The organism is Streptomyces speibonae (assembly GCF_984686075.1).
This window is the reverse complement of the sequence record NZ_OZ480260.1, coordinates 6,101,811-6,124,809: the sequence shown is the minus strand read 5'-3', so window position 1 is coordinate 6,124,809 and position 22,999 is coordinate 6,101,811. Positions and strand designations below refer to the sequence as shown.

The following is a 22,999-nucleotide window of genomic DNA, read 5'->3' as shown; positions in this document are numbered from 1 at the left end:
TCGGGCCCTCATCGGTCGCCGCCGGGGCGCAGCCCTTCCAGGAGGGTGTCCACGATGCGTTCGGCGAGGTCGTCCGGGAGGTCGGCGTCCGGACGCATGACCGTACGGACCAGGATCGGGCCCACGACGATGTCGTTGAGGAGTTCCAGGTCGACGTCGGTGCGCAGTTCACCGTTCTCCTGCCCCCGGCGCAGCACCTCGAGGCCGAGCCTGCGGCGGGGCAGGATGACGGTCCTGTGGTAGGCCGCCCAGAGGTTGGGGCTGCTCTTCATCTGGGCGTGCACGTTGTGCAGGATCGCCGAGGTCCGCCCCGCCAGGCCGCGCAGCCGCAGCGCCTCCAGCAGGACGACGAGGTCGTCACGCATGGAGGTGCCCGGGAGTTCGGGGTCGGGCAGCTCGGCGGCGCGCATCACGTCGACGAAGAGGTCCTCCTTGCCGGTCCAGCGGCGGTAGATGGTGGCCTTGCCGACGCCGGCGGTGCGGGCGATGCGCTCGATGGAGAGCTCCGCGAGGGGCACGCCGTCCTCCAGCAACTTCATCACCGACTCGATGATGGCGCGTTCGACCGCCTCGCTGCGGGGGCGGCCCCGCGGCGGCGCCTCCTGCCGGGGACCGGTGTCGGCCGGACTCACGTCGTCGGATCCTTTCGGTGGGCTGCGGTGATTCTGCCCGGTGGGCGCCGGCACCGGCCCACCGGGCGTGCGTTTTCAGTCCGCCGCCGTCACCAGCTCCTGGTCCTCGTCGTCCCCTTCGGGCGTGGGCGGGCGGCCGGGCAGGAAGACGGCGACGACGACCGCGCCCAGCACCGCGACGGCCGCTCCCCACAGGGAGGTGACGTGCATGGCGTGCAGGAACGCGTCGTTGGCGGCGTCGGCCAGGGCGTCGGCGCGGGGGCCGATCCGGTCCGCGACGGCCAAGGTGGCCTCGATGGACTCCCCGGCCGCGTGCCGGGCGCCGGGCGGCAGCAGGCCCAGCTTGTCCTCGATGTCGTTGCGGTAGGCGGTGGACAGCACCGAGCCGAGTACGGCGATGCCGAGGGCGCCGCCGACCTGGCGGAAGGTGTTGCTCAGCGCGGACGCCGAGCCGGCCTTCTCGCGCGGCAGGGCCTGCATGATGACGACACTGACCGGGGTCATCACATGGGCCATGCCCGTGCCCATCAGGAGGAAGATCACCTCCAGGATCCAGATCGGCGTGTCCCCGTCCAGGGTCGCGAAGGCGGCCAGCATCGCCGCGAGCAGGAGCAGGCCCGCGGTGGTGGTGGCCTTGTTGCCGAACCGGTCCACCAGCAGGCGCGCCCGCGGCGCGAAGATCATCTGGGCGGCGGCCAGCGGCAGCATCAGCAGACCCGTCTCCAGCGGCGAGTAGCCGCGCACGCTCTGTGTGTAGAACACGGCGAAGAACGTCACGCCCATGAGCGCGAAGAACACCAGCGCGATCGCGACGATCGCGGCGGAGAACACCTTGTTCCTGAAGTAGGTGATGTCGATGGAGGGGTGGTCGCTGCGCTTCTCGAACACCACGAACGCGGCCAGTACGGCGAGACCGGCGCCGATCGTCGTCAGCACGGTGGCGTCGGTGAAGTCGGCGAGCTGGCCGCCCTTGATGATGCCGTAGACCAGCAGGACCAGGCCGGCCACCGACAGCACGACGCCGACGGGGTCGATCCGGCCGGGTTGCGGATCGCGGGAGTCGGGCACCAGCCACAGCATCAGGCCGACGGCGAGGACCACGATCGGCACGTTGACCAGGAAGACCGAGCCCCACCAGAAGTGATCCAGAAGCAGTCCCCCGGTGATCGGGCCGATGGCGATGGCCAGGCCCACCCCGCCCGCCCAGATGCCGATGGCCTTGGGCTGTTCGTCGCGCTCGAAGACGTTCATCAGCACGGCCAGGGTGGCCGGCATGACGAACGCCGCGCCCAAACCCATCACCGCGCGGAAGCCGATCAGCTCGGCCGGTGAACCGGAGAACGCGGCGAGCGCCGAGCCGATGCCGAACACGGCCAGACCGCCGATCAGCACCTTCTTGCGGCCGAGCCGGTCGCCCAGCAGCCCCGCGCTGAAGAGCAGGCCCGCGAAGACGAGGGTGTAGGAGTTGATCGCCCACTCCAGCTCGCTCTGCGTGGCGCCCAGACCGGTGGGGGCGGGTGTGGAGATCGTCTTGACGGCGACGTTCAGGATCGAGTTGTCCAGGACGACGATCAGCAGGCTCAGCATCAGCACGCCGAGGATCGCCCAGCGGCGCCGGTGCACGGCTTCCGGGACCCGGCGGGCAGGGGCGGCAGGAGAAGTCATGGGATGCATCGTAGCGACTTTCGATACGAGACCGTCTCGTATTGGATGTCTTTTTGCCCAGTTCTTGCCCGCGCTCGGGCGCCTCTGGCCCTCGGGCGGCACAGGTGCCACCATGGATGTGGTCCGGGGACGCCGTCAGGGCGCCTCGAGATGACGTGTTGGGAGACGGTTCCATGACGCAGCTTTCGGCTGCCCAGACCGGGACGACATCCGGTTCCTCCGACGGCAAAACGCTGTACGGGGGCAAGGGCACTCGCCGTATCACTGTCCGTGACATCGCCGCCGCCAAGGAGCGCGGCGAGAAGTGGCCCATGCTCACCGCGTACGACGCGATGACCGCGTCCGTGTTCGACGAGGCCGGCATCCCGGTCATGCTGGTCGGCGACTCGGCGGGCAACTGCCACCTCGGGTACGAGACGACCGTGCCCGTCACCCTCGACGAGATGACCATGCTGTCCGCCGCGGTCGTCCGCGGCACCTCGCGCGCCCTGATCGTGGGCGACCTGCCCTTCGGCTCCTACCAGGAGGGGCCGGTGCAGGCGCTGCGCTCGGCGACCCGGCTGGTCAAGGAGGCCGGTGTGGGCGCCGTCAAGCTGGAGGGCGGGGAGCGGTCGCACCGGCAGATCGAACTGCTGGTGGAGTCCGGCATCCCGGTGATGGCCCACATCGGACTGACCCCGCAGTCGGTGAACGCGATGGGTTACCGGGTGCAGGGGCGTGGTGAGGAGGCGGCCCAGCAGCTGCTGCGGGACGCCAAGGCCGTGCAGGACGCGGGCGCGTTCGCGGTGGTGCTGGAGCTGGTGCCGGCGGAGCTGGCGGCCGAGGTGACGCGGGTGCTGCAGATTCCGACCGTCGGGATCGGGGCGGGGGCGCAGACGGATGCGCAGGTGTTGGTGTGGACCGACATGCTGGGGCTGACGGGCGGGCGCGTGCCTCGGTTCGTCAAGCAGTACGCGGATCTGCGTGAGGTGATGAAGGGGGCGGCGCAGGCGTTCGCCGAGGACGTCGTCGGCGGGGCGTTCCCGCAGGAGGAGCACTCCGTGCACTGAGCGCTCGCGCCGGCATTGAGCCATTGCGGCACCATCCGCGTCGGCCCCGCTGATCTTCCCCCGTCGGCGGGGCCGACGCATGTCCGGGTGCGCGGGGGTGCTTTCGCAGCCCGGCGATTGCGGGGTGCCGCCTGCGCCCACCCTCCCCCACTCTCGGCTTCTCCCCCACTCTCGGCTCCGCTCGAGCGGGAGGTACCCCCATGAGCGGGGGGACCCCCATCGCCCTGGGGGTACCTCCCAGGCACTTAAGAGGCACGCCTGCCCGCAGCTATGTCCTGTCGGCAGGATGTCGGTGGTTTGTCGGTGGGGGGTGGGAGCGTCTCTTCCATGACGCGAAACGACATGGAATCGGGGAGCGCCGTTTCCGTACGGGGGCTGGTCAAGCACTACGGGGAGACCAAGGCGCTGGACGGGGTCGACCTGGACGTGCGGGAGGGCACCGTCATGGGGGTGCTCGGGCCGAACGGGGCCGGGAAGACCACGCTGGTGCGGATCCTGTCCACCCTTCTGCCGCCGACGGCCGGACAGGCCACCGTGGCCGGGTACGACGTGGTCCGCCAGCCGCGGCAGCTGCGCCGGGTGATCGGGCTGACCGGGCAGTACGCCTCCGTGGACGAGAAGCTCTCGGGCTGGGAGAACCTGTATCTGATCGGGCGGCTGCTCGACCTGCCCCGCAAGGAGGCACGGACTCGTTCCGACGAGCTGCTGGAGCGGTTCTCGCTCACGGAGGCGGCCCGGCGGCCCGTGGCCACCTACTCCGGCGGCATGCGGCGCCGGCTCGACCTGGCCGCCTCGATGATCGGCCGGCCGGCCGTGCTGTACCTGGACGAGCCGACCACGGGGCTCGATCCCCGTACCCGCAACGAGGTGTGGGACGAGGTCAAGCGGCTGGTCGGGGACGGGGTGACGGTGCTGCTGACCACGCAGTACATGGAGGAGGCCGAGCAGCTGGCGTCCGAGCTGACCGTCGTGGACCGGGGCAAGGTCATCGCGAGCGGCGGCATCGAGCAGCTGAAGGCCAAGGTCGGCGGGCGTACGCTGCGGATCCGCCCGGCCGATCCGTTGCAGCTGCGTCCGCTGGCGGACACCCTCGACGCGCAGGGCATCACCGGGCTCGCCGGCACCGTGGTGGACCACGAGCGGGGTGCGGTGCTCGTGCCGGTGCTGAGCGACGAGCAGCTGACCGCCGTGGTCGGCACGCTCACCGCGCGCGGCGTCACGATCAGCTCCATCAGCACCGAACTGCCCAGCCTGGACGAGGTGTTCCTGTCCCTCACCGGCCACAGTGCCAGTGCCCCGCAGGACGCCGTGCCCGCCGAGACCCACGAGGAGGCGGTCGCCGTATGAGCGCCACCGCTGTGACCACCGAACTCCGCGCGGACACGCGCATCACGCTGCGTGCCCACCTACGGCACACCGGTGCCCTGATGCGCCGCAATCTGCTGTGGATCCGGCAGGACCCGGAGTCGATGTTCGACGCCGTGCTGTTCCCGATCGTCTTCACCCTGCTGTTCGTGTATGTCTTCGGCGGCTCGATCGGGCAGTCGCTGGGCGGCGGACAGGACGCCTACGTGCAGTACATCGTGCCGGGGCTGATGGCCATGATGGGCATGAGCATGGCCCAGGGGGTGGGCACCGGGTTCAACCAGGACTTCAACACCGGGGTGATGGACCGCTTCCGGTCGCTGCCCATCGGCCGTGGCTCGGTGCTGTTCGCGAAGATCTCGGTCGAGATGGTACGGATGCTCATCGCCACCACGATCCTGCTGGTCGTCGGGGTGCTGGTCGGCTTCGACATCACCCACTGGCCGGGGCTGTTCGCGGCGATGGGGCTGTCCGCGGTGTTCGGCTCGGCCCTGATGTGGGTCTTCCTCACCCTGGGTGTGGTGATGAAGAACGCCCAGTCGGTGCAGGCGATGGGCTTCCTGGTGCTGATGCCGCTGCAGTTCGGCTCGTCGATCTTCGCGCCGCCGCAGTCGATGCCGGGCTGGCTGCAGAACTTCACCGAGTACAACCCGCTGTCCGCGCTGGCGGACGCCGCGCGCGGGCTGATGGTGGGCGGCCCCGTCGCCCACGACCTGTGGATGACGCTGGCCTGGTCGGTGGGGATCACGGCCGTGATGGCGCCGGTCGCGATCCACAAGTTCCGTACGAAGACCTGATCAGGCGGGCTCGAGCAGGACGGCGGCCTCCTCCGGGGAGAGGCCGCCGCCCTCGGCGTACGCGGCGTCGTAGGCGTCGCCGAGGACCGCCCGGATGCGTTCCTCGGCGCGTTCGCGCACCGCGCGCTCCATCCGCACGGGCCGGTGTCCGGGCGGCAGCCAGGAGTCGGCCGCGCCGACGCAGCGGGCCGCGTCCCGGGCGTGCCGTCCGCCGTCGATCCCGGCGAGGGCGATGGCGGCCGTGGTGACGTACACCGAGCGCATGTGGGGGGCGATGGCGGCGGACAGCGGGTCGCCCGTGTGCCGGATCGCCTCGCGGAGGATCGCCAGGCCCTCGGCGTCGTTGCCGTCGACCACCTCCGCCCAGCCCTCGGCCCCGAGGATGAACGCGTCGAAGACGACGTAGTGCGCGATGCGGAACTCCTCGCGCAGGGCCCGCAGATGTTCCCGGGCCTCGGCCGTGCGCCCGTTCATGCAGAGCCAGCCGGTCAGGAAGAGACGGGCGGCGGGCAGCGCCTCGGTGTGCCGGCCCCGCGCGTCGTCGATGACCTCACGCAGCAGCCGTTCACCGCGCTCCGTCTCGCCCGTCTCCAGCAGCGCGCTGCCCAGCCGGGCGGTGAGGACGGCCGTGTGGGCCCGGGCGCCGAGTCGTCCTGCGTGCTCGATGGCCGCCTCGTAGTCGGCGGCGGCTTCCCGGTGGTCCCCGGCGCGTTCGCGGGCCTCACCGCGTGCGGAGAGGGCCTCGGCGATGCCCCAGGTGTCGCCGAGCCGCCGGTGGATCTCCAGGGCCTCGTCGGCGTCGCGGCGGGCGTCGCCGGCCCAGTCGCTGCGGTTGGCCAGGAAGTTGGCGCGCAGCTGGAGGTTGCAGGCCAGCTCCCACTCGAAGCCGGGGTTGGCCCGGCAGGTGCGGATGGCCGCGTCGACCACGTGGTGCAGCCGCTCCACGTCACCGGTCAGCATCACGGCGAACACCCAGAGCAGACCGGGCGGGCGGCAGACCTGCGGCATGCCCGGCTCGTAGGCCGCGGCGGCCAGGCGCAGTTTGTGCTGGGCCTGCGGGGTCTGCCAGTCGTCGAGTTCGGTGTCCATGTGGGCCAGATGGATCAGGTGCAGCCCGCGGCGGGCCTCGGCGAGGACCTCTTGGCTCATCGGGGGCGGGGTGTCGGTGCAGCGCTGCCACAGCGGGGCGGCGGGCGGCAGCGGCTCGGTGAACGGGTCGGGGCCGAGGGCCATGACCTCGCGGCACCAGTTGCGGGCCTCGATGCGCAGGTCGCGCATCTGCCAGTACCAGCTCAGCGACAGGGTGACGCACAGCGCCTCCTGCTCGTCGCGCAGGGCGATGGCGTGGCGCAGGGCGGTGCGCACGTTCTCGTACTCCCGCTCCAGCAGGGCGATGCCGGCCACCTGGTGCGGGCCGCGCAGCATCGGCTCGGCGGTGCGGGCGACCTCGCGGAAGTACGTCAGGTGCGCGCGCTCGGCCTCCGCGCGGCGGCCGGTCTCGTCGAGGCGTTCGCGGGCGTACTCGGCGACGGTCTCCAGCAGCCGGTAGCGCATTCCGCCGTCACCCGAAGGGACGGCCACCACGAGGGACTTGTCGACGAGGGAGCCGAGCGCGTCGAGCGCGACCGGTCCGCAGACGGCCTCGGCGGCGGCGAGGTCGCAGCCGCCGGCGAAGACCGACAGGCGGACCAGGACGTCGCGTTCGTCCTCGTCGAGCAGGTCCCAGGACCAGTCGACGACGGCCCGCAGGGTCTGCTGGCGGGGCAGGGCGGTGCGGCTGCCGCCGGTGAGCAGGCGGAAGCGGTCGTCGAGCCGGTCGGCTATCTGGCGCGGGGTGAGCATGCGCAGCCGGGCGGCGGCGAGTTCGATGGCCAGGGGCAGTCCGTCGAGGCGGCGGCAGATCTCCGCGCAGGCCCGCGCGGTGTCCTCGTCGGCGTCGGTGCGGAAGCCGGGGCGGGCCGCGGCCCCGCGGTCGGCGAGCAGGCGCAGGGCGACCGGTTCGGGCAACGGCTCCACGGGGCGCAGCAACTCCCCGCGCACGCCCAGCGGTTCGCGGCTGGTGGCGAGGACGGTGAGGTGGGGGCAGCGTTCCAGCAGCGCCTCGACGAGGCGGGCGGCCGCCTCGACGACGTGTTCGCAGTTGTCGAGGATCAGCAGCATGCGCCGGGGGCCGCAGTGCTCGGCGAGCCGCTCCAGGGGGTCGGTGATGCGTTCGGTGACGGCCCGCATGGTTTCGGCGCCCGCGCCGTACAGGACGGTCTCGCGGGCACCGACGGCGGTCAGGACGGCCTGGGGGACGGCGCCGGGATCCTCGACGGGAGCGAGTTCGGCGAGCCACACACCGTCGGGGAGGCTCTCCCGCAGGGATTCGGCGGCCTCCTGGGAGAGGCGGGTCTTGCCCGCGCCGCCCGGTCCGAGGAGGGTGACCAGCCGGGCGGCGGCGAGGTCCGCGTGGAGGGTCTCGATGTCGCTCTCGCGTCCGACGAACGAGGTCAGCCGGGCCCGCAGATTTCCGGGCGGACCGGCTCCGCGGACGCCGGGTGCGGGCTCCGGCGCGGGCGGGGGCGCCAGCAACTCGGCGTGCAGCGCCCGCAGTTCGGCGCCGGGGTCGGAGCCGAGCCGGTCGGCCAGCAGACGGCGTACGTCCTCGTAACCGGCGAGGGCCTCGGCGGTGCGTCCGGTGTCGCGCAGGGCGCGCAGCCGCAGCGCCTGGAGGGACTCGTCGAGGGGGTGGGTGTCGCACAGCGCGGTGAGTTCGGGCAGGGACCGCTCGGCCTCGCCGAGGGCGAGGGCGGCGGTGTGCCGGGCGCGCAGCACGTCCAGGTGGCGGGTCTCGACGCGGGCCGCCTCCGCGGTGCCGTCGGGCAGGCCGGGCAGGGCCGGGCCGCCGTGCCACAGGGCGAGGGCGTCGTCCAGGACGACGGCCGCCTTGGCGGGGTCGCCGTCGGACAGGGCGCGCCGGCCCTCGTCGGCCAGCCGCTCGAAGCGGTGCAGGTCGACGTCGTCGGGCGCGGCGGTCAGCCGGTAGCCGCCGTCGGCGGAGGCGATCGCGTCGGCGCCGAGCACCCGGCGCAGCCGGCCGACCAGGGCCTGCAGCGCGCCGGTCGCGTCGGCCGGCGGGGCACCGTCCCAGACCCCGTCGACCAGCAGGCCCACGGGGACCGTGCGCCCCGGCCGGAGGGCGAGCACAGTCAGCAGCGCGCGCAGCCGCGCCCCGCCGACGGGGACGGCGGTGCCGTCGGGGCGGAGTGCCTGGGTGGTGCCGAGGATGCGATAGCGCACGGGGTCCATTGTCTCCGGAGGTCGGAACCGGTGAAGGGGCGGCGGGGGCGCCCTGCGGGCACCGGCGAGGGCGGCGGGGGCGCCCTCCGGGCACCGTGCGGCCGTGCCGGGGCCGTCCCACCCTGCACGGAACCGGGGGCCGGCGCGAGACGTTTTCCCGGTGCGCCCGGTACGGTCGGGCGGTCCCCCGCGTGCCCGTACGCGTGCCCGACAGTCCAGGGAGTCCCATGACCACCGCCGCCACCCGCCACAGCGACCGGAGGATCAGTCCGGTCTTCCTGGGGATCCTGGCCGTCACGGCGGTCACCGGATGGGCCACCTGGACCGGGTTCGCGGCCCGGCCCGGCATCGCGGTGTTCCTGTTCGTGACGGCCGCCTGGATCGTCTCCCTGTGTCTGCACGAGTACGCGCACGCGCGCACCGCGCTGCACAGCGGTGACATATCGGTCGGCGCCAAGGGCTATCTCACGCTGAACCCGATGAAGTACACGCACGCCCTGCTGAGCATCGTGCTGCCCGTGGTGTTCGTGATCATGGGCGGGATCGGTCTGCCGGGCGGTGCCGTGTTCATCGAGCGCGGCCGGATCCGGGGGCGGTGGCGGCACAGTCTGATCTCGGCGGCGGGACCGCTGACGAACGTGCTGTTCGCCGTCGTGTGCACGGCGCCGTTCTGGCTGGACGCGCTGGACGGCGTACCGGCCGACTTCCGGTTCGCGCTGGCGTTCCTGGCGCTGCTCCAGGTGACGGCGGCGATCCTGAACTTCCTGCCGGTGCCGGGGCTCGACGGCTACGGCGTGATCGAGCCGTGGCTGTCGTACGGCGTGCGGCGCCAGGTGGAGCCGTTCGCGCCGTTCGGTCTGCTGTTCGTGTTCGCGCTGCTGTGGGTGCCCGAGGTGAACGGCGTGTTCTTCGACATGGTCGACGCGCTGCTGGGGACGCTGGGGATCCACGAGTTCGAGACGTACTGCGGGTACGACCTGTTCCGCTTCTGGCGCGATCCGAACGGGGTCTGCTCGGTCAGCCCGTGACCGGCCCGTCGTTGCGCCCGGCCCGCCCGCGCCGCACGTAGTACCAGGTCATGTTGGACGACAGGCCCGCCAGCAGCACCCAGACGACGCCGATGAACACACTGCCCCGGACGAAGGAGACGACGGCCGCGGCGACGGCGAGGAGGCACACGGCGAGGGCGTAGAGGGCGAGGCGGGGCATGGGCGGGGGCTCCTGTCGGGGGACACTGCTACGGCGTCCAGTGTCCCCCATCGGCTCATACGTCCGTGACGCGGAGCCCGGCGTGTGCCTTGTAGCGCCGGTTGACGGAGATCAGGTTGGCGACCAGCGACTCCACCTGGTGGGCGTTGCGCAGCCGGCCGGCGAAGATGCCCCGCATGCCGGGGATGCGTCCGGCCAGCGCCTGCACGGTCTCGACGTCGGCCCGGACCTCGCCGAGCACCATCACATCGGTGTCGATCTCGTCGATCTCCGGGTCCTGGAGCAGGACGGCCGACAGGTGGTGGAAGGCGGCGGTGACCCGGGAGTCCGGGAGCAGCGCGGCGGCCTGCTGGGCGGCGCTGCCCTCCTCCGGCTTCAGCGCGTAGGCGCCCTGCTTGTCGAAGCCGAGCGGGTTGACGCAGTCGACGACCAGCTTGCCGGCCAGTTCCTCGCGCAGGGACTCCAGCGTCTTGCCGTGACCGTCCCAGGGCACGGCGACGATCACGACGTCGCTGCGGCGGGCGGTCTCGGCGTTGTCGGCGCCCTCGATGCCGTGGCCGAGCTCCTCAGCGGCGGCCTGCGCGCGCTCGGCGGCGCGGGAGCCGATGATCACCTTCTGGCCGGCCTTGGCGAGCCGGTAGGCGAGGCCCTTGCCCTGCGGCCCGGTGCCGCCGAGCACGCCGACGACGAGCCCGGACACATCGGGCAGGTCCCAGGGGTCCTTGGCGGGGGCCTTGGCGGGGGCCTTCGCGGGCTGCTGTGCGCTGTCGGTAGAGGTCATGGGCCGACTCTACGTCCGTGACGGCGGCGTTTCCGGCCCGGGTGAGCGCCGTCACGGAGCGGCGCGCGCTTGTCCCCGGGTCGGGCGAATCGGGGGCGAACGGCGGGACACCGGCGAGCGGTTGGGGCAGGATGCGGCCGCATGGATGCCGTACGGGTCGCGCTGCTGCGGGACGTGCTCGCCGGGACGCAGTGGCTGGGCGCCACCCGGCACTTCGCGGGGGCGCTGCGGGGGTCGGTGGTCTCGCACGGCGGGGGGCTGCTGCTGGTGGGCACGCCGGACTACGAGCCGTGGCACCTGGCGGCGCATCTGGTGGACGAGGCCGCGTGGTCGGGTACGCCGGAGCTGGCCCCCACGCTGGTCCGGCACGGCGCGCGCCCCTCCGATCCGGCGCATCTGGCGGTGGGCCCGGGGCGGCTGGAGGCGGCGCGCCGGGGCGAGACGCTGCTGGTGGTGGCACCCGGGGAGCCGCCCGCCCCGCTGCTGGAGCGGGTCTGCGACGCCCGGCGGGCCGGGGCGACACTACTGTCCCTGGGCCCCGGCGAGGGGGAGCTGCCGGCGCTGGCGCACGAAGTCCTGCCGGTGCCCGACGGCTCGGAGCTGGATCTCGACACGGTGCAGCACCTGGTGAGCGCGGCGGCCGGGGAGAACGCCCTGCCGGCCCGCAGGGGGCCGCGCCGCTTCCGGGACCGGCTGTCGCGGCTGGCCGACCTGCTGACGGCGCCCCCGCCGACCCGCTGGTAGCCGGGCTGCGCCGGTGTCAGTCCTCGTCGCCTCCCGCCGCCGGGGCGTCGTGCCACTTGGGGTCGTTCTCCCACTGGAGGTTGCGCTCGCGGGCGGTCGCCATGGCGTGCTCGGCCTCGGTACGGCTCGCGTACGGGCCGAAGCGGTCCTTGGCGGGGCACTCGGGGCCCTCCTCGACCTTCTGGTGCTCCAGGCAGTAGTACCACTCGCCCGGCTTTCCGACCGTCCGCTTCTTGAACAGGGGCATGACCGGCTCCTCTCGCGTTCGCCATGAGGATGGTCCCCCATCGCCGCTGAATTAGACTCGCCGGCATGTCTGGCCAGTCACTGCTCGTTCCGGGGGAGCTGTCCCCCACCCGTTCCGTGCCCGGGAACATCCGTCGTCCCGAGTACGTCGGCAAGCCCGCCCCCACGCCGTACACCGGACCGGAGGTGCAGACGCCCGAGACGATCGAGGCGATGCGGACCGCCGGGCGGATCGCCGCGCGCGCGATGGAGGAGGCCGCGAAGCTCATCGCCCCGGGCGTGACGACGGACGAGCTGGACCGGGTGGCGCACGAGTACATGTGCGACCACGGCGCCTACCCGTCGACCCTCGGCTACCGGGGTTTCCCGAAGTCGTTGTGCACCTCGGTGAACGAGGTCATCTGCCACGGCATCCCGGACTCGACGGTGCTGCGCGAGGGGGACATCGTCAACCTGGACGTGACGGCGTACATCGGCGGGGTGCACGGCGACAACAACGCCACGTACCTGGTCGGGGAGGTGGACGAGGAGAGCCGGCTGCTGGTCGAGCGGACGCGTGAGGCGCTGAACCGCGCGATCAAGGCGGTCCGGCCGGGCCGGCAGATCAACGTGATCGGCCGGGTGATCGAGTCGTACGCGAAGCGGTTCGGGTACGGGGTGGTGCGCGACTTCACCGGCCACGGGATCAACTCGTCGTTCCACTCGGGCCTGATCATCCCCCACTACGACAGCCCGCACGCCACGACGGTGATCCAGCCGGGGATGACGTTCACGATCGAGCCGATGCTGACGCTGGGGACCCACGAGTACGACATGTGGGACGACGGCTGGACGGTCGTGACGAAGGACCGCAGGCGCACGGCGCAGTTCGAGCACACGCTGGCGGTGACGGACACGGGGGCGGACATCCTCACGCTGCCGTAGCCGCCCGGCACGCCCGCTCCGGGCCCGCTCTCTTCCGGAGGGCGGGCCCTCGTTTGTGCGGGGATGATGGAGGGCACAGTTCCCGACAAGTCGTCGGCATGACATTGACTTAGGTAAGCCTAACCATAGAAAATCCGACCATGGACTCCTTCTCCAGCCTCATCCGCACCGCCTCCCACGAGCAGCACGTGGAGGCGGAGACCTCGACGTTCATGAGCGACCTGCTCGGCGGCCGGCTGGGCGTCGACGCCTACACGCGCTACACCGAACAGCTGTGGTTCGTGTACGAGGCGCTGGAGGCCGGTGCGCAGGGCCTGGCGTCGGACCCGGCGGCGGGCCCGTTCATCCGCCCGGAGCTGTTCCGGCTGGCCGCGCTGGAGCGGGACCTGGCCCACCTGCGCGGCCCCGGCTGGCGCTCCACCCTGACCGCCCTGCCCGCCACCCGCGCCTACGCCGACCGGGTGACCGAGTGCGCCCGGGACTGGCCGTCCGGCTACATCGCCCACCACTACACCCGCTACCTGGGCGACCTCTCCGGCGGCCAGATCATCCGCGACCGGGCGGAGAAGACCTGGGGCTTCGCCCGCAAGGGCGACGGCGTCCGCTTCTACGTCTTCGACCAGATCCCCAACCCGGCCGCCTTCAAGCGCGGCTACCGCGAGCTCCTGGACGCCGTCCCGGTGGACGACCTGGAGAAGCAGCGCATCGTGACCGAATGCAAGCGGGCGTTCGCCCTCAACACAGCGGTCTTCCGGGCCCTGGGCGAGGAGTTCCCGCTGTCGGCGTGAGCGCCGCCACCTTCACAGGAACCACTGCCGTGCCATCTCCGCGCGCAGCTCCGCGGTCCAGCGCCGGTACGCGGGAACCTTGCTCAGCGCATCGAGCGCGACCGTCTGTCCCAGCCGGGCGAAGGCGTGCTCCGCGTCGCGTCGCCCACCGAGTGCCGCCTTCAGTACGGCCTTCGGGTCGGCGATCTTCTGCACATCGCGCGGCACCTTCCACGCGGGGTCACGCGTGGGCACCGATTCCGCGAGCGCTTCGGGGTCCGCGAGCATGCACGCCTCGGTCTCCCGCACCGGCACCAGGGCCACGATCCGGTGGGCGTCACCGGGGAAACGCTCGCGGATCGCCTCGACCTTGCTCCGCTCGTTGTGGTCGTGGTGGATCACCACGATGTCGAAGTAGTGGAGCAGGTCGGTCACTTCACTCGTCACCAGGTCCCGGTGCGCGACGGTAGGCACTCTCCGGCGACCACTCCCGAGTAGTCGAAGCCGACCGATGCCTCAAGGGCGAGTTCGGCGACCTGCCGGTCGATCAGCGGCACGAGAAACCACTGGTCACTCGCCCCCTCCGTGAGCAGGGCCAGGCTGAGATGTCTACGCCCCACGCGCGTACCGCCCGTGCTCGCCCGTCCGTACGGTCAGCGGTTCCGACGGATGCACGCGTAGGGACGGGCCCTCGTCGAACTCCAGCAGTACGGCCGGGGCACCCCCTCCGCGCTGGTCACGGCGTACGCGGGTGACCGTGCGCCACTGGCCCCACACGCGTACCTCCTGGTCAGCCCCGACCAGAACCGCCGCTACCTCGCGCACCGCGGCGCCGACGACGATGTCCGGAGCCTTCAGCTCCGCGAACACCGTCTTCCCGATCCCGGCCGGGCGCTCCTCGCAGCCCCAGCGGTGTGCGAGCGCGGCGACCAGGAGCAGCCCTCGTCCGCCGGTCTCGTCCTCGCGCGGTTCCCGCACCTCGGGCCGGCCGCCTCCGGCGTCGCTCACCTCCAGCCGCAGCAGCCCGTCGGCCACGGAGCGGATGATCCGCACGCCCACCTGCCGGTCGCCCGGCGCGGGCACGCGCAACGCGTTGGTGACCAGCTCCGACAGCACCAACTCGGCGCTGTCCAGCGTCTCCTGGCCCACCCCCCAGTCACCGAGCACGCTGTGCAGCAGGGCCCTGGCCCGGGGAACGCTGCGGCGGCTGCGGGGCAGGCGGAAGGAGATGTCGTTCGACGAGGTCATGGGAGGGCTCCTCAGCTTTCGACGTCCGCGGCGAAGTCCGCTCGCTGGGCGCGGCGTTGGGGTGGCACACGTCGACAGACTGAACGCGCACTATGCGGACTAGCAACGTTTCCAGTAGAGATGGGCCGGAATTTCCACCTTTCGAGTTATGGCACGCACATCCCATCCATTCCGCTGCTAGAGGTGTTGCCATGTCTGCGAACACCACCGCTTCCAGCCCGTCGACCGTCCTCGGACGCCAACTCGGCGACGAGTTGCGTCGGCTGCGCGAGGCCGCCGGGTTCACCACCACCCAAGCGGCTGGGGCGCTCGACTGCACCAAGGGGAAGATCAGCCGCATCGAGAACGGGCGGGTGACGGTCCGGATCCCGGACCTGACCGCCATGCTGGTCGCGTACGGAGTCACGGACGCCGACGTCCGCACCCGGCTCGGCACGCTCGCCCGCAAGGCCAATCGCCGACGCAGGCAGGGGTGGTGGAGCCAGTACGGGTCCGTGCTTGCCGACACCTACCGCGACTACATCGCACTCGAAACCATGGCCGGATCGATCCGCACCTTCCAGGCGCAACTGGTGCCGGGCCTGCTGCAAACGCCCGAGTACATCCGCGCCGTGACGGTGGCGTCACATCAGTGGCGAACGGCGGACGAGATCGAGCAGTTCGTGCAGGTGCGTCTCGCCCGGCAGGAACGTCTGGTCAGCGACTCCCCGCTCGAACTGTGGGCCGTGCTGTCCGAAGCCGTGCTCCTGCAACAGGTCGGAGGTCCGGAGGTGATGGCGGCGCAGTTGGAACAGCTTCTGATCGCGTCGGAGCAGCCCAATGTGACTGTCCAGGTCCTGCCGTTCTCACGCGGAGCCCATGCGAGTATGTTCGGGCCATACGTAGTACTGGGCTTCCCGGAGGAGGCGGCGCTCGACGTCGTGCTGGCGGACAACCCCACCGGCTCCATGTGGCTGGAGCGGGAGACCGAAGTCGCGCGCTACCAGGAGTTGTTCGACGCCGCTCGCACGTCCGCGCTGTCCCCTGTGGAATCCCGTACCGTCATCCGCCGCCGGGCCGAGGAGCACAGGACATGAACACCGCACGCCACGGCACGCCGGACCTGTCGGGCGCGACGTGGCGTAGCAGTACCTACAGCGGCGGCAACAACGAGTGCCTGGAACTCGCCCACAACATCCCCGCCCTCGCTCCCGTCCGCGACAGCAAGAACCCCACCGGGCCGGTGATCGCCTTCGGGCGGAGCGCCTGGGGGGCGTTTCTCGCGCGGCTGCGTTGACGCCCCGTCAGCGTTCCAGGTGGACGCGGCCGCCGACTTCCGTCCAGCCCTCCGGCTGGGGGGCCGTGAGGATCTGGGAGCCCGCGCCCTGGGTGATGTTCAGGGCGCGGCCCAGCCGGTCGGTGAGCAGCAGCGCCGCCGCGCCCGTCGCCTCGTCCTCGTCGATGCCCCCGGTGCAAGCACCGGCTCCACCGGAGCGGCTGTCGCCGCGCTCATCGATACGGCCGGGGAAGGCGCGGGCGCGGACGCGGCCGGCCGGCTCGTCCAGCCACGCCCAGGCGTAGATCCACTCCCCCTTCGGCGGCACGGGAAGGTCGTCGACCTCCGCGGCGGTGGCGTACTGCCGCAGGGTGCGCGGCGGTACCCACTCCGCACGCGCCTCGATCCAGCAGAACTCCCCGTCCTGCCGGGCGCCCACCACCCCGGCGGGCACGACCAGTTCGGGCACGTCGAGCAGCCAGGCCGTACCGACGCAGGGGTGGCCGGCGAAGGGCAGCCGCAGGGTGGGGGTGTAGATGTCGATCACCCCGCGCTCGGGGTCGTCGACGAACACGGTCTCGCTGAAGCCGAGTTTCGCGGCGAGGGCCTGGCGGTCCGCCCGCTCCGGCAGCACCGAACCGTCGCGGACGACACCGAGTTCGTTGCCGTACCCGCCCCGGGGCCCGCAGAAGACACGCAGCACGTCGTAGTCAGTCACGGGGTGTATTCAAGCATCGCCAGGGGTGGTGGGTCGGCGTGCCTGGCAGCATGTCGACCCCCGCGACATCAACCGTCAACGCTCGTTTCCGTGCGGGAGTCACAGTTGAAGGGCGTCGGGTCGTTCGACCCGTCCACGAGGCAGACCTTGATGCCGATGGACTGACCTGCCAGGACGTTTCCGAAGGGGTCCCAGGAAACCAGGCCTTCTCCGGCGGCTCCCCCACCGTAGTACTTGCTGCCGAGCGCGACTCCGTCGAGCCATGCCCAGGCCTTCACCCCGTGTCCGTCGGCGCAGAGGTCGCGGATGTAGATGAAGTCGTCGTTGGGTCCGCCGCCGGGTGCTCCTTCGCCGTAGTCGATGAAGTCGGCAGAGCCGCAGTAGTCGTAGGTGTTCACGTCGAAGCTGTCGTCCACAGACGCACGGGCGGGGCTCTCCTGACTGGCCTGTGCCGCCGGCGTTCCGCACAGTGCGACAACTGCGGCCGCGGCTGCGAGCGTTGCCGTGGTTCGTCCGCGCATGTGCCCTCCTGCTCTTCGTGGGTGATTCATGGGTGACGGCACGTACGCGCCCGACGCGCTGCATGCCCTTCGGCATGACGTGGCGGCGCGGTGAGCTGCGCCGTCGGATGTGCCGCCATGAGCATGTTCGGCCCGTGCCCGACTGGACAAGGGGGGCGATCAGCCCCGGACAACTCTTGCTGCGTCCGGACTGGTCAGAGACCTGTCCGGATTCTGTCCGGCGCGTGTCCGGCCTCCGTCCTGATGCCCGTCACGCCCCTGCGGCATCAGAGCCGCCGACACCGGCACCCATCCGCTCACGGCCAGGCAGGCCCGGGTGCTCACCCAGCGCTCCCCTGCTGCTGCTCGACGAACCGACGGCCGCGCTCGGCCTCGCGACGCACTGCACCACGTGACACGGCGCACGACCGGCCCGTGGAGCCCTTTCGGCATCGAGCACCGGCGCGGACAGCCGGTCCGATATCGGGCCGATGCCGTGTGCCGGGTCACGGTGCGGACGCGGTCCGCGGTCCCCGCGTTCACGCGTTCGGCCGCCCCGGTAGGGTTCGCCTCCGGGAAGGGGAAGGTGAAGGAACCGGATGAGCAGGGATCTCGGCCTTCGAAGGCTCCGCGGGCGGCGCCGGCTCGGCACAGGCGTGCTCACGGCCGCGTCGTTGACCGCTTTGTCGCTGACGGCGAGCGGCTGTGTGGTCGTGCACGGTGAGCGCGAGGTGCTCCCGTCCGCCACCCGCGCCGAGGCCGCGAAGGCGCTGGAGGAGTTCACGGCCGCCTACAACGCGGCCGACAAGGCCTACGACAGTTCCCTGGACGCCGATCACACCACCGGCGCCCTCGCCGACATCGACACGGCGCGGCTGAAGGCCGGGCGGACCAACAACCCGGAGGGCAATCCCCGGCACGAGCCGCTGGAGCTGACGGACGCGAAGTTCGCCATTCCCGCGAAGGCGGGCTGGCCGCGCTGGTTCCTGGCGGACGCGGCCGGGAACAAGGGCGGCGAGACGCGCTGGCTGCTGGTGTTCACCCGCGACGCGGTGGACGATCCGTGGGAAGCGGCGTACGTGACGCTGGTGGCGCCCGAGGACATACCCGAGTTCAAGACGGACGGGGACGGCTGGGCGGAGGCCGTGCCCGCGAACGCGTCCGATGTGGCGGTGCCGCCGGGCGAGTTGAGCAAGGACTACGCGACGTTCCTCGGGGACGGCGGGGAGGCGTTCGCGGACGGCCCGCACACCAGCGGGTGGCGCGAGGCGCGCGAGAACAAGGCGGAACGGCCGGGGCTGGCCCGGCAGTACATCGACGAGCCGCTGACGAACGGCGACTACGCCCCGCTGGCGCTGCGCACGAAGGACGGCGGGGCGCTGGTGTTCTTCGCCACGCGGCACTTCGAGAAGCAGACCGCCGCGGAGGGGGCGTCGGTGCCGACGCCGAACAAGGATGTGCTGGCGCTGACGAGCGGGGAGATCAGGCAGTCGCTGACGATGGAGTTCGTCTCCAGCGAGGTGGCGCTGGATCCGGCCGACGGGGCGGTGGAGGTCCTGGGGAGGGTCCAGGGGCTGACGTCGGCGAAGGGCGAGTAGGGCGGCCGGTTCAGCGGCGCAGGGGCCAGGCCGTGCCGGCCTGGTCGGAGTGTTCGCCGGCGTGGCGGGCGCAGGAGTCGGTGAGGAACTCGAGGAGGCTCAGCGGGTCGGGCAGCGCGTGCTCGGGGCCGCGCACCCAGTGCACCGACCGGCCGTCGTCGCCGGGGAGCCGGGCGGGGGGTACGAGGACGTAGGAGCCGCGGCAGTGCCAGCGCAGGCCGGGGTGCTCGTCCATGGTCTCCGGGTGGCAGTCCAGCTCGCACGGCCACCACTCGTCCTCGTCCTCGGGGGTGCCGCGGGTGAGGGTGAAGAACAGCATGCGGCCGTCGTCGCTCTCTGCGACCGGGCCGACGTCGATGCCGGCGTCGAGCAGCCGGGTGAGTGCCTCGCGGCCGGCGTCGAGGGGGACGTCGAGGACGTCGTGCACCATGCCGGTCGCGGTGATGAAGTTGGCCTGCGGCTGGTGGCGGGCCCAGCGCTCGATCTGGGCGCGGTCGGTGGTGGACTGCGTCTGCCAGGCGAACGACACCGGGTGCCGGGCGGGGGTGGGACAGCCCACACGGTCGCAGGAACAGCGGTATCCGGCGGGGTGGGCGGCGGGCGCGAGCGGCAGTCCCGCCTCGGCGGCGGCGAGCAGCAGGGCCTCACGTCCGCCTTCGTCGGCGGTTGGCTGCGGGCGTCGTCCGCGCAGCCACTGGGAGAGTCTGCCCTGTCGGCCGCTCCGGCCGCCGAACTCCGCGCTCATCTATCCCCTCGCCTCGCCGTCGTGCGCATCAGCATGCCCTATGGTCCCACGGTCGCGGCCATCGGGGTCCCTCACCCACAATCCGCGCAGGTGGGACGAGGGGGACCGGAGCGGACGAGAGGGGCCCGGACGGGCGAAGGGGACGCCCGCGCGGGCGCGCGAACCGGGCGCGCGCGGTGGTGCGCCGGGTGTCATTGCGGACCGTGCCGGGAGGTACGCCCCTACCGTGGTCGGCATGGTCACATGGATCGGGTCGACGGGGCTCGCGGCCGCGGCTTCCGTGGTCTCGCTGACCCTCACGGGCGGACACGGCGGCAGCCCGCCGCTGGAGTGGGGCCGCGGACCGCTGACGGTCGACTCTGCCCCGGATCCCGTACGCCGCCCATCGGGGCGGGGCGCGCGAGGTGCCCGAGAACAGCATGTCGGGGCTGATGGCGGCGTACCGGCGCGGTACGGCGCAGGTGCTCGACTTCGACACCCGGGTGCTGCGGGACGGCACACCGGTCGTCCTGCACGACGCCACCCTGGACCGCACCACCTCCGTGGACGGCAAGGTCCGGGACCTGGACGCCGGGGAGTGGCGGGACGTACGGCTGCGGCCGCGCGACCGGCTGCCGGGGAGCTGGCGCGCGGAGCGGCCGCCGACGGTCGCCGAGGTGCTGGACCGCTTCGGCGGGCGGATCGTGCTGATGCTGGAGGTGAAAGATCCGCGCGGCCTCGACCGGGTGGCCGGGCTGATCCGGTCACGCGGCCTGACCCGCTCGGTGTTCGTGAACACCAACGACCCCGAGGTCGCCCGCCGGGTCCACGGCCTGGGCCTGACCGCGCAGCTGTGGCGCTCGGCCCGCCAGATGCGCACCGACCGCCCCGAACGCTGGCGCTCCTACGTCGACCTGCTCGACGTCGACATCAAGGCGCGCGACGCCGACCTGCGGCGGGCGGTGGACTCGGGCATCCCCCGGGTCTGGGCCCACACGGTCGTCACCCCGGCCCAACGCGACCGCGCCCTGGCCCTCGGCTGCAACGGCATCATCACGGACGCCCCGGGACGCCTGGCCCGCCACCGGACACCCGTTCCGGGGTCGGTGACGGCGGCACTGGGGCGGTAGGTCTACCGCGAGGGTTTACCACGCGGGCCCGGAAGTCCATCCGGCGTTTGACGTCCCGGGCCCCTCGTCCGGTGCAGGGTGGTGCGCAGCAGATTTGTCCCGTACAGATCAACGAGGGGGAACCGATGAAGCGCAGATTCCTGGCGCTGCTGGCCGTGGTGTTCGCGGCGGTGCTGATGACACCGTCCGGGGCACACGCCGGCGCGCAGACGGACGACTGGGTGCGGACGAGCTCCAACCTCACCCTGCCGAACTGGCGCAACGCGACGAGTCACGTCGGCGGCGTGTATCAGCAGACGTACATCCAATGGAACAGCAGCGGGGACGTGGTCGTCGCGGGGTCGGTGTCGGACACCAAAACGGACGGCTACTGCGGGGCGATCCAGATCCGCTACCGGATCTCGACGTCTTCCGGGCAGTGGTCGGGCTGGCACCACCGGAAGCTCGCACCCGCCGTCGACTGCACCACCAACGGCAAGGCGGTGAGCAGCCACTACTGGCTGTCCCGCTATCCCACCAAGGATCTGCAGGCCCGCGCCTGCCACGCGAACTCCAGTGGCGCGATCCTGCACTGCGAGGGCACCTGGCACTGAGGCCCCGGAACCGCCCGGAACCGCCCGGCACCGCCCGGCACCCCGTACGGCCCGTCTCCCGCTCAGCGGGGGGCGAGGCCGTACAGGGCGTAGTCGACGAGGGTGTCGGTGTAGTCGTAGCCGATCGGGCCGGTGTGCTGGAGCCAGCGCTGGGCGAGGGGGGAGACGAAGAGTTCCAGCGCGATGCGCGGGTCGATGTCCGGGCGGACGTCCCCGGCCTCCTGGGCCGAGCGCAGGCGGTCGACGTAGAGCCGGAGCTGGGGCTCCAGGAGCCGGGCGACGAATCTGCGGCCCAGCTCCTCGTTGACGACGCCCTCGGCGGCCAGGGCGCGGGAGGGGGCCTCGAAGGCGGGGTCGCGCAGTTCGTCGACCGTGGCGCGCAGGACGAGCTTGAGGTCGGCGGCGAGGTCGCCGGTGTCGGGGATGGCGTACTGCCGCTGGCCGGCGGTGCCCCCCTGGCCCCGGGCGGCCTCCTCCGCCGCCTGGTCGCTCAGGTCCAGGAACGCCTCGAGGAGCACGTCCGCCTTGGACGGCCACCAGCGGTAGATCGTCTGCTTGCCCACGCCGGCGCGGGAGGCGATGCCCTCGATGGTGGTCTTCGGGTAGCCGACCTCGGCGACCAGGGCGAGGGCGGCATCGTAGATGGCCCGCCGGGAGCGCTCGCTGCGGCGGGTGGCGTCGGGGGCGGTCTGGTTCTGGGCCATGGGTCGAATTTACCAGGATGGCAAGACGGTGCGTCTCGCCACGGAGGGGGAGTGTGGGTCAGGCGTCGGCGGCCGGGGGCCACGGGTCGCCCCAGTCGGTGTCCCGGGCCGCCCGGTACAGGTCGCCGTGGCGTTTGGTGACGGTGGTCCGGCGCAGGGAGGGCTCCGTCTCGCAGAGGTCGAGGAGCACCTGGCCCTTGCGGATCTGCGGCCTGCGGACGATCCGGGCGGGGGCCGGGGCGGCCGGGACCCGGGTGGCGGCCACATAGCTGAACTTCTCGTCCTCGTAGGCGAGGGAGCCGCCCTTGACCTGGCGGTGCAGCGAGGAGCGGCTGACCCGCGCGGAGAAGTGGCACCAGTCCGTGCCCGGGGCGATGGGGCACGCGGCGCTGTGCGGGCAGGGCGCGGCGACGTGGAAGCCCGCGGAGATCAGGCGGTCGCGGGCCTCGATGACCCGGGCGTAGCCGTCGGGGGTGCCGGGCTCGACGATCACGACGGACCGCGCGGCGCGGGCGGCGGCGTCGACGAGGGCGGCCCGGTCGAGGGCCGTGAGCTCGTTGAGTACGTAGGAGACGGTGACGAGATCGGTGTCGTCGAGGGTGAGCTCCGCACCGATGCGGGAGCGGTGCCAGCGGACGGCGCCGAGCGCGGGGTTCGCGGCGGCGAGCTCCCGGCCGAGGGCGAGCGCGGGTTCGGCCCAGTCGAGGACGGTCACCGGGCGCTCCCCGTCCCAGGTCGCGCTCACCGCCCAGGCCGCCGCGCCGGTGCCGCCGCCGACGTCGACGTGGGAGCCGGGCGTCCAGCCGGGCACGGCGTCGGCGAACGCCTCCAGGGCCGAGCGCACCGCCTCGAAGGTCGCGGGCATGCGGTAGGCGGCGTACGCGGCCACATCGGCGCGGTCGCGGAGGATGGGCGCCGCGGTCGGGGTGGCGCCCCGGTAGGCGGCGATCAGCCGCTCGACGGCCTGCGCGGCCTGCCGCGGCGGGAGCCCGTCCAGCAGCCCCGCGAGGGCGGAGCGCAGGGTGTCGGCGGTGCGCGGGGCGGTGGCGGCGTCGTTCACCCGGTGAG

Annotated in this window: 25 protein-coding genes and 2 pseudogenes; 13 read left to right on the top strand and 14 right to left on the bottom strand. The window is 72.3% G+C overall.

Annotated elements, in window-relative coordinates:
• Positions 1 to 8: 8 nt before the first annotated feature.
• Both AC5L3C_RS27510 and AC5L3C_RS27505 read right to left on the bottom strand, forming a co-directional pair.
• Complete coding sequence (locus AC5L3C_RS27510; protein WP_493651519.1) at positions 9 to 632, bottom strand: TetR/AcrR family transcriptional regulator; 624 nt, start codon at positions 630 to 632, stop codon at positions 9 to 11.
• 75 nt (positions 633 to 707) lie between these two features.
• On the bottom strand, positions 708 to 2,297 hold the full coding sequence (locus AC5L3C_RS27505; RefSeq protein ID WP_493651518.1) for an MFS transporter: 1,590 nt from the start codon (positions 2,295 to 2,297) through the stop codon (positions 708 to 710).
• 173 nt (positions 2,298 to 2,470) lie between these two features.
• Between AC5L3C_RS27505 and panB the strand changes: the two genes are divergently transcribed.
• From panB to AC5L3C_RS27490, 3 genes are all read left to right on the top strand, one after another.
• The gene (gene panB, locus AC5L3C_RS27500) at positions 2,471 to 3,346 is read left to right on the top strand and encodes a 3-methyl-2-oxobutanoate hydroxymethyltransferase (protein WP_493651517.1); all 876 of its coding nucleotides are present in this window, start codon (positions 2,471 to 2,473) and stop codon (positions 3,344 to 3,346) included.
• Between the two features lie 327 nt (positions 3,347 to 3,673).
• The gene (locus AC5L3C_RS27495; protein WP_493651516.1) at positions 3,674 to 4,693 is read left to right on the top strand and encodes an ATP-binding cassette domain-containing protein; all 1,020 of its coding nucleotides are present in this window, start codon (positions 3,674 to 3,676) and stop codon (positions 4,691 to 4,693) included.
• Positions 4,690 to 5,508: an ABC transporter permease gene (locus AC5L3C_RS27490; protein WP_493651514.1), complete on the top strand. Its 819-nt coding sequence runs from the start codon at positions 4,690 to 4,692 to the stop codon at positions 5,506 to 5,508. The genes AC5L3C_RS27495 and AC5L3C_RS27490 overlap by 4 nt, the downstream gene beginning before the upstream one ends.
• Here the strand turns inward: AC5L3C_RS27490 and AC5L3C_RS27485 are convergent, their stop codons facing one another.
• Entirely contained in the window at positions 5,509 to 8,799 is a 3,291-nt protein-coding gene (locus AC5L3C_RS27485) for an ATP-binding protein (RefSeq protein WP_493651513.1), read from the bottom strand.
• Positions 8,800 to 9,017: 218 nt separating this feature from the next.
• Here AC5L3C_RS27485 and AC5L3C_RS27480 point away from each other — a divergent pair, with 218 nt between their 5' ends.
• Positions 9,018 to 9,818 (top strand): site-2 protease family protein, encoded by an 801-nt coding sequence (locus AC5L3C_RS27480; protein WP_493651511.1) that lies wholly within the window; start codon positions 9,018 to 9,020, stop codon positions 9,816 to 9,818.
• Here the strand turns inward: AC5L3C_RS27480 and AC5L3C_RS27475 are convergent.
• Both AC5L3C_RS27475 and npdG read right to left on the bottom strand, forming a co-directional pair.
• Complete coding sequence (locus tag AC5L3C_RS27475) at positions 9,808 to 10,050, bottom strand: hypothetical protein (RefSeq protein ID WP_493651510.1); 243 nt, start codon at positions 10,048 to 10,050, stop codon at positions 9,808 to 9,810. The genes AC5L3C_RS27480 and AC5L3C_RS27475 overlap by 11 nt on opposite strands.
• 4 nt (positions 10,051 to 10,054) lie before the next feature.
• A complete protein-coding gene (gene npdG / locus AC5L3C_RS27470) occupies positions 10,055 to 10,780 on the bottom strand; it encodes an NADPH-dependent F420 reductase (RefSeq protein ID WP_493651509.1) in 726 nt (241 codons plus the stop codon).
• 141 nt (positions 10,781 to 10,921) lie between these two features.
• On the opposite strand from npdG, the gene AC5L3C_RS27465 reads away from it, so the two are divergent.
• Positions 10,922 to 11,524: a hypothetical protein gene (locus AC5L3C_RS27465; protein WP_493651508.1), complete on the top strand. Its 603-nt coding sequence runs from the start codon at positions 10,922 to 10,924 to the stop codon at positions 11,522 to 11,524.
• Positions 11,525 to 11,540: 16 nt separating this feature from the next.
• On the opposite strand, the gene AC5L3C_RS27460 is transcribed toward AC5L3C_RS27465, so the two are convergent.
• Positions 11,541 to 11,771: a hypothetical protein gene (locus tag AC5L3C_RS27460; protein WP_493651506.1), complete on the bottom strand. Its 231-nt coding sequence runs from the start codon at positions 11,769 to 11,771 to the stop codon at positions 11,541 to 11,543.
• A 65-nt stretch (positions 11,772 to 11,836) separates the two neighbouring features.
• Between AC5L3C_RS27460 and map the strand changes: the two genes are divergently transcribed.
• Positions 11,837 to 12,694, top strand: a complete 858-nt coding sequence (map, locus tag AC5L3C_RS27455) for a type I methionyl aminopeptidase (RefSeq protein WP_125506823.1) — start codon at positions 11,837 to 11,839, stop codon at positions 12,692 to 12,694.
• Positions 12,695 to 12,834: 140 nt separating this feature from the next.
• Positions 12,835 to 13,482: a biliverdin-producing heme oxygenase gene (locus AC5L3C_RS27450; protein ID WP_125506822.1), complete on the top strand. Its 648-nt coding sequence runs from the start codon at positions 12,835 to 12,837 to the stop codon at positions 13,480 to 13,482.
• A 12-nt stretch (positions 13,483 to 13,494) separates the two neighbouring features.
• Here the strand turns inward: AC5L3C_RS27450 and AC5L3C_RS27445 are convergent, their stop codons facing one another.
• From AC5L3C_RS27445 to AC5L3C_RS27435, 3 genes are read right to left on the bottom strand one after another with little or no spacing between them, the layout of a single operon-like run.
• The gene (locus AC5L3C_RS27445; protein ID WP_493651503.1) at positions 13,495 to 13,908 is read right to left on the bottom strand and encodes a DUF4276 family protein; all 414 of its coding nucleotides are present in this window, start codon (positions 13,906 to 13,908) and stop codon (positions 13,495 to 13,497) included.
• Entirely contained in the window at positions 13,905 to 14,081 is a 177-nt protein-coding gene (locus AC5L3C_RS27440) for a hypothetical protein (protein ID WP_493651501.1), read from the bottom strand. The genes AC5L3C_RS27445 and AC5L3C_RS27440 overlap by 4 nt, the downstream gene beginning before the upstream one ends.
• Complete coding sequence (locus AC5L3C_RS27435) at positions 14,071 to 14,709, bottom strand: ATP-binding protein (protein WP_493651500.1); 639 nt, start codon at positions 14,707 to 14,709, stop codon at positions 14,071 to 14,073. The genes AC5L3C_RS27440 and AC5L3C_RS27435 overlap by 11 nt, the downstream gene beginning before the upstream one ends.
• A gap of 191 nt (positions 14,710 to 14,900) precedes the next feature.
• Between AC5L3C_RS27435 and AC5L3C_RS27430 the strand changes: the two genes are divergently transcribed.
• Positions 14,901 to 15,785, top strand: a complete 885-nt coding sequence (locus AC5L3C_RS27430; protein ID WP_493651498.1) for a helix-turn-helix domain-containing protein — start codon at positions 14,901 to 14,903, stop codon at positions 15,783 to 15,785.
• Positions 15,782 to 15,985 carry a DUF397 domain-containing protein gene (locus AC5L3C_RS27425; RefSeq protein WP_493651496.1) on the top strand — a complete coding sequence of 68 codons (204 nt, stop codon included), beginning with the start codon at positions 15,782 to 15,784 and terminating at the stop codon, positions 15,983 to 15,985. The genes AC5L3C_RS27430 and AC5L3C_RS27425 overlap by 4 nt, the downstream gene beginning before the upstream one ends.
• 7 nt (positions 15,986 to 15,992) lie before the next feature.
• On the opposite strand, the gene AC5L3C_RS27420 is transcribed toward AC5L3C_RS27425, so the two are convergent.
• Positions 15,993 to 16,682, bottom strand: a complete 690-nt coding sequence (locus AC5L3C_RS27420) for a PhzF family phenazine biosynthesis protein (protein WP_493651495.1) — start codon at positions 16,680 to 16,682, stop codon at positions 15,993 to 15,995.
• A 68-nt stretch (positions 16,683 to 16,750) separates the two neighbouring features.
• The gene (locus AC5L3C_RS27415) at positions 16,751 to 17,203 is read right to left on the bottom strand and encodes a hypothetical protein (protein WP_493651494.1); all 453 of its coding nucleotides are present in this window, start codon (positions 17,201 to 17,203) and stop codon (positions 16,751 to 16,753) included.
• A gap of 475 nt (positions 17,204 to 17,678) precedes the next feature.
• Between AC5L3C_RS27415 and AC5L3C_RS27410 the strand changes: the two are divergent.
• A pseudogene (locus AC5L3C_RS27410) lies at positions 17,679 to 17,819 on the top strand (iron transporter); the annotation flags it as partial.
• Complete coding sequence (locus tag AC5L3C_RS27405; protein WP_493651493.1) at positions 17,782 to 18,780, top strand: SCO2278 family lipoprotein; 999 nt, start codon at positions 17,782 to 17,784, stop codon at positions 18,778 to 18,780. The pseudogene AC5L3C_RS27410 and the gene AC5L3C_RS27405, both read left to right, overlap by 38 nt.
• A gap of 10 nt (positions 18,781 to 18,790) precedes the next feature.
• On the opposite strand, the gene AC5L3C_RS27400 is transcribed toward AC5L3C_RS27405, so the two are convergent.
• On the bottom strand, positions 18,791 to 19,525 hold the full coding sequence (locus AC5L3C_RS27400; RefSeq protein WP_493651492.1) for a bifunctional DNA primase/polymerase: 735 nt from the start codon (positions 19,523 to 19,525) through the stop codon (positions 18,791 to 18,793).
• 235 nt (positions 19,526 to 19,760) lie between these two features.
• On the opposite strand from AC5L3C_RS27400, the pseudogene AC5L3C_RS27395 reads away from it, so the two are divergent.
• Together AC5L3C_RS27395 and AC5L3C_RS27390 are read left to right on the top strand one after the other, a co-directional pair.
• Positions 19,761 to 20,634: pseudogene (locus tag AC5L3C_RS27395) on the top strand (glycerophosphodiester phosphodiesterase).
• A 125-nt stretch (positions 20,635 to 20,759) separates the two neighbouring features.
• The gene (locus AC5L3C_RS27390) at positions 20,760 to 21,227 is read left to right on the top strand and encodes a hypothetical protein (protein WP_493651490.1); all 468 of its coding nucleotides are present in this window, start codon (positions 20,760 to 20,762) and stop codon (positions 21,225 to 21,227) included.
• 62 nt (positions 21,228 to 21,289) lie between these two features.
• Here the strand turns inward: AC5L3C_RS27390 and AC5L3C_RS27385 are convergent, their stop codons facing one another.
• Both AC5L3C_RS27385 and AC5L3C_RS27380 read right to left on the bottom strand, forming a co-directional pair.
• Entirely contained in the window at positions 21,290 to 21,931 is a 642-nt protein-coding gene (locus AC5L3C_RS27385; RefSeq protein WP_125506805.1) for a TetR/AcrR family transcriptional regulator, read from the bottom strand.
• 58 nt (positions 21,932 to 21,989) lie between these two features.
• Complete coding sequence (locus tag AC5L3C_RS27380) at positions 21,990 to 22,991, bottom strand: small ribosomal subunit Rsm22 family protein (RefSeq protein ID WP_125506804.1); 1,002 nt, start codon at positions 22,989 to 22,991, stop codon at positions 21,990 to 21,992.
• Positions 22,992 to 22,999 lie beyond the last annotated feature (8 nt).

Bases quoted from the DNA above. Each gene is read 5' to 3' on its own strand.
- AC5L3C_RS27505 (WP_493651518.1), bottom strand. From the start codon at position 2,297: ATGACTTCTCCTGCCGCCCCTGCCCGCCGGGTCCCGGAAGCCGTGCAC.
- AC5L3C_RS27400 (WP_493651492.1), bottom strand. From the start codon at position 19,525: ATGAGCGCGGAGTTCGGCGGCCGGAGCGGCCGACAGGGCAGACTCTCC.
- AC5L3C_RS27465 (WP_493651508.1), top strand. From the start codon at position 10,922: ATGGATGCCGTACGGGTCGCGCTGCTGCGGGACGTGCTCGCCGGGACG.
- AC5L3C_RS27450 (WP_125506822.1), top strand. From the start codon at position 12,835: ATGGACTCCTTCTCCAGCCTCATCCGCACCGCCTCCCACGAGCAGCAC.
- AC5L3C_RS27495 (WP_493651516.1), top strand. From the start codon at position 3,674: ATGACGCGAAACGACATGGAATCGGGGAGCGCCGTTTCCGTACGGGGG.
- AC5L3C_RS27475 (WP_493651510.1), bottom strand. From the start codon at position 10,050: ATGGGGGACACTGGACGCCGTAGCAGTGTCCCCCGACAGGAGCCCCCG.
- AC5L3C_RS27435 (WP_493651500.1), bottom strand. From the start codon at position 14,709: ATGACCTCGTCGAACGACATCTCCTTCCGCCTGCCCCGCAGCCGCCGC.
- AC5L3C_RS27485 (WP_493651513.1), bottom strand. From the start codon at position 8,799: ATGGACCCCGTGCGCTATCGCATCCTCGGCACCACCCAGGCACTCCGC.
- npdG (WP_493651509.1), bottom strand. From the start codon at position 10,780: ATGACCTCTACCGACAGCGCACAGCAGCCCGCGAAGGCCCCCGCCAAG.
- panB (WP_493651517.1), top strand. From the start codon at position 2,471: ATGACGCAGCTTTCGGCTGCCCAGACCGGGACGACATCCGGTTCCTCC.
- AC5L3C_RS27405 (WP_493651493.1), top strand. From the start codon at position 17,782: ATGAGCAGGGATCTCGGCCTTCGAAGGCTCCGCGGGCGGCGCCGGCTC.
- AC5L3C_RS27430 (WP_493651498.1), top strand. From the start codon at position 14,901: ATGTCTGCGAACACCACCGCTTCCAGCCCGTCGACCGTCCTCGGACGC.
- map (WP_125506823.1), top strand. From the start codon at position 11,837: ATGTCTGGCCAGTCACTGCTCGTTCCGGGGGAGCTGTCCCCCACCCGT.
- AC5L3C_RS27385 (WP_125506805.1), bottom strand. From the start codon at position 21,931: ATGGCCCAGAACCAGACCGCCCCCGACGCCACCCGCCGCAGCGAGCGC.
- AC5L3C_RS27480 (WP_493651511.1), top strand. From the start codon at position 9,018: ATGACCACCGCCGCCACCCGCCACAGCGACCGGAGGATCAGTCCGGTC.
- AC5L3C_RS27425 (WP_493651496.1), top strand. From the start codon at position 15,782: ATGAACACCGCACGCCACGGCACGCCGGACCTGTCGGGCGCGACGTGG.
- AC5L3C_RS27460 (WP_493651506.1), bottom strand. From the start codon at position 11,771: ATGCCCCTGTTCAAGAAGCGGACGGTCGGAAAGCCGGGCGAGTGGTAC.
- AC5L3C_RS27490 (WP_493651514.1), top strand. From the start codon at position 4,690: ATGAGCGCCACCGCTGTGACCACCGAACTCCGCGCGGACACGCGCATC.
- AC5L3C_RS27390 (WP_493651490.1), top strand. From the start codon at position 20,760: ATGAAGCGCAGATTCCTGGCGCTGCTGGCCGTGGTGTTCGCGGCGGTG.
- AC5L3C_RS27415 (WP_493651494.1), bottom strand. From the start codon at position 17,203: ATGCGCGGACGAACCACGGCAACGCTCGCAGCCGCGGCCGCAGTTGTC.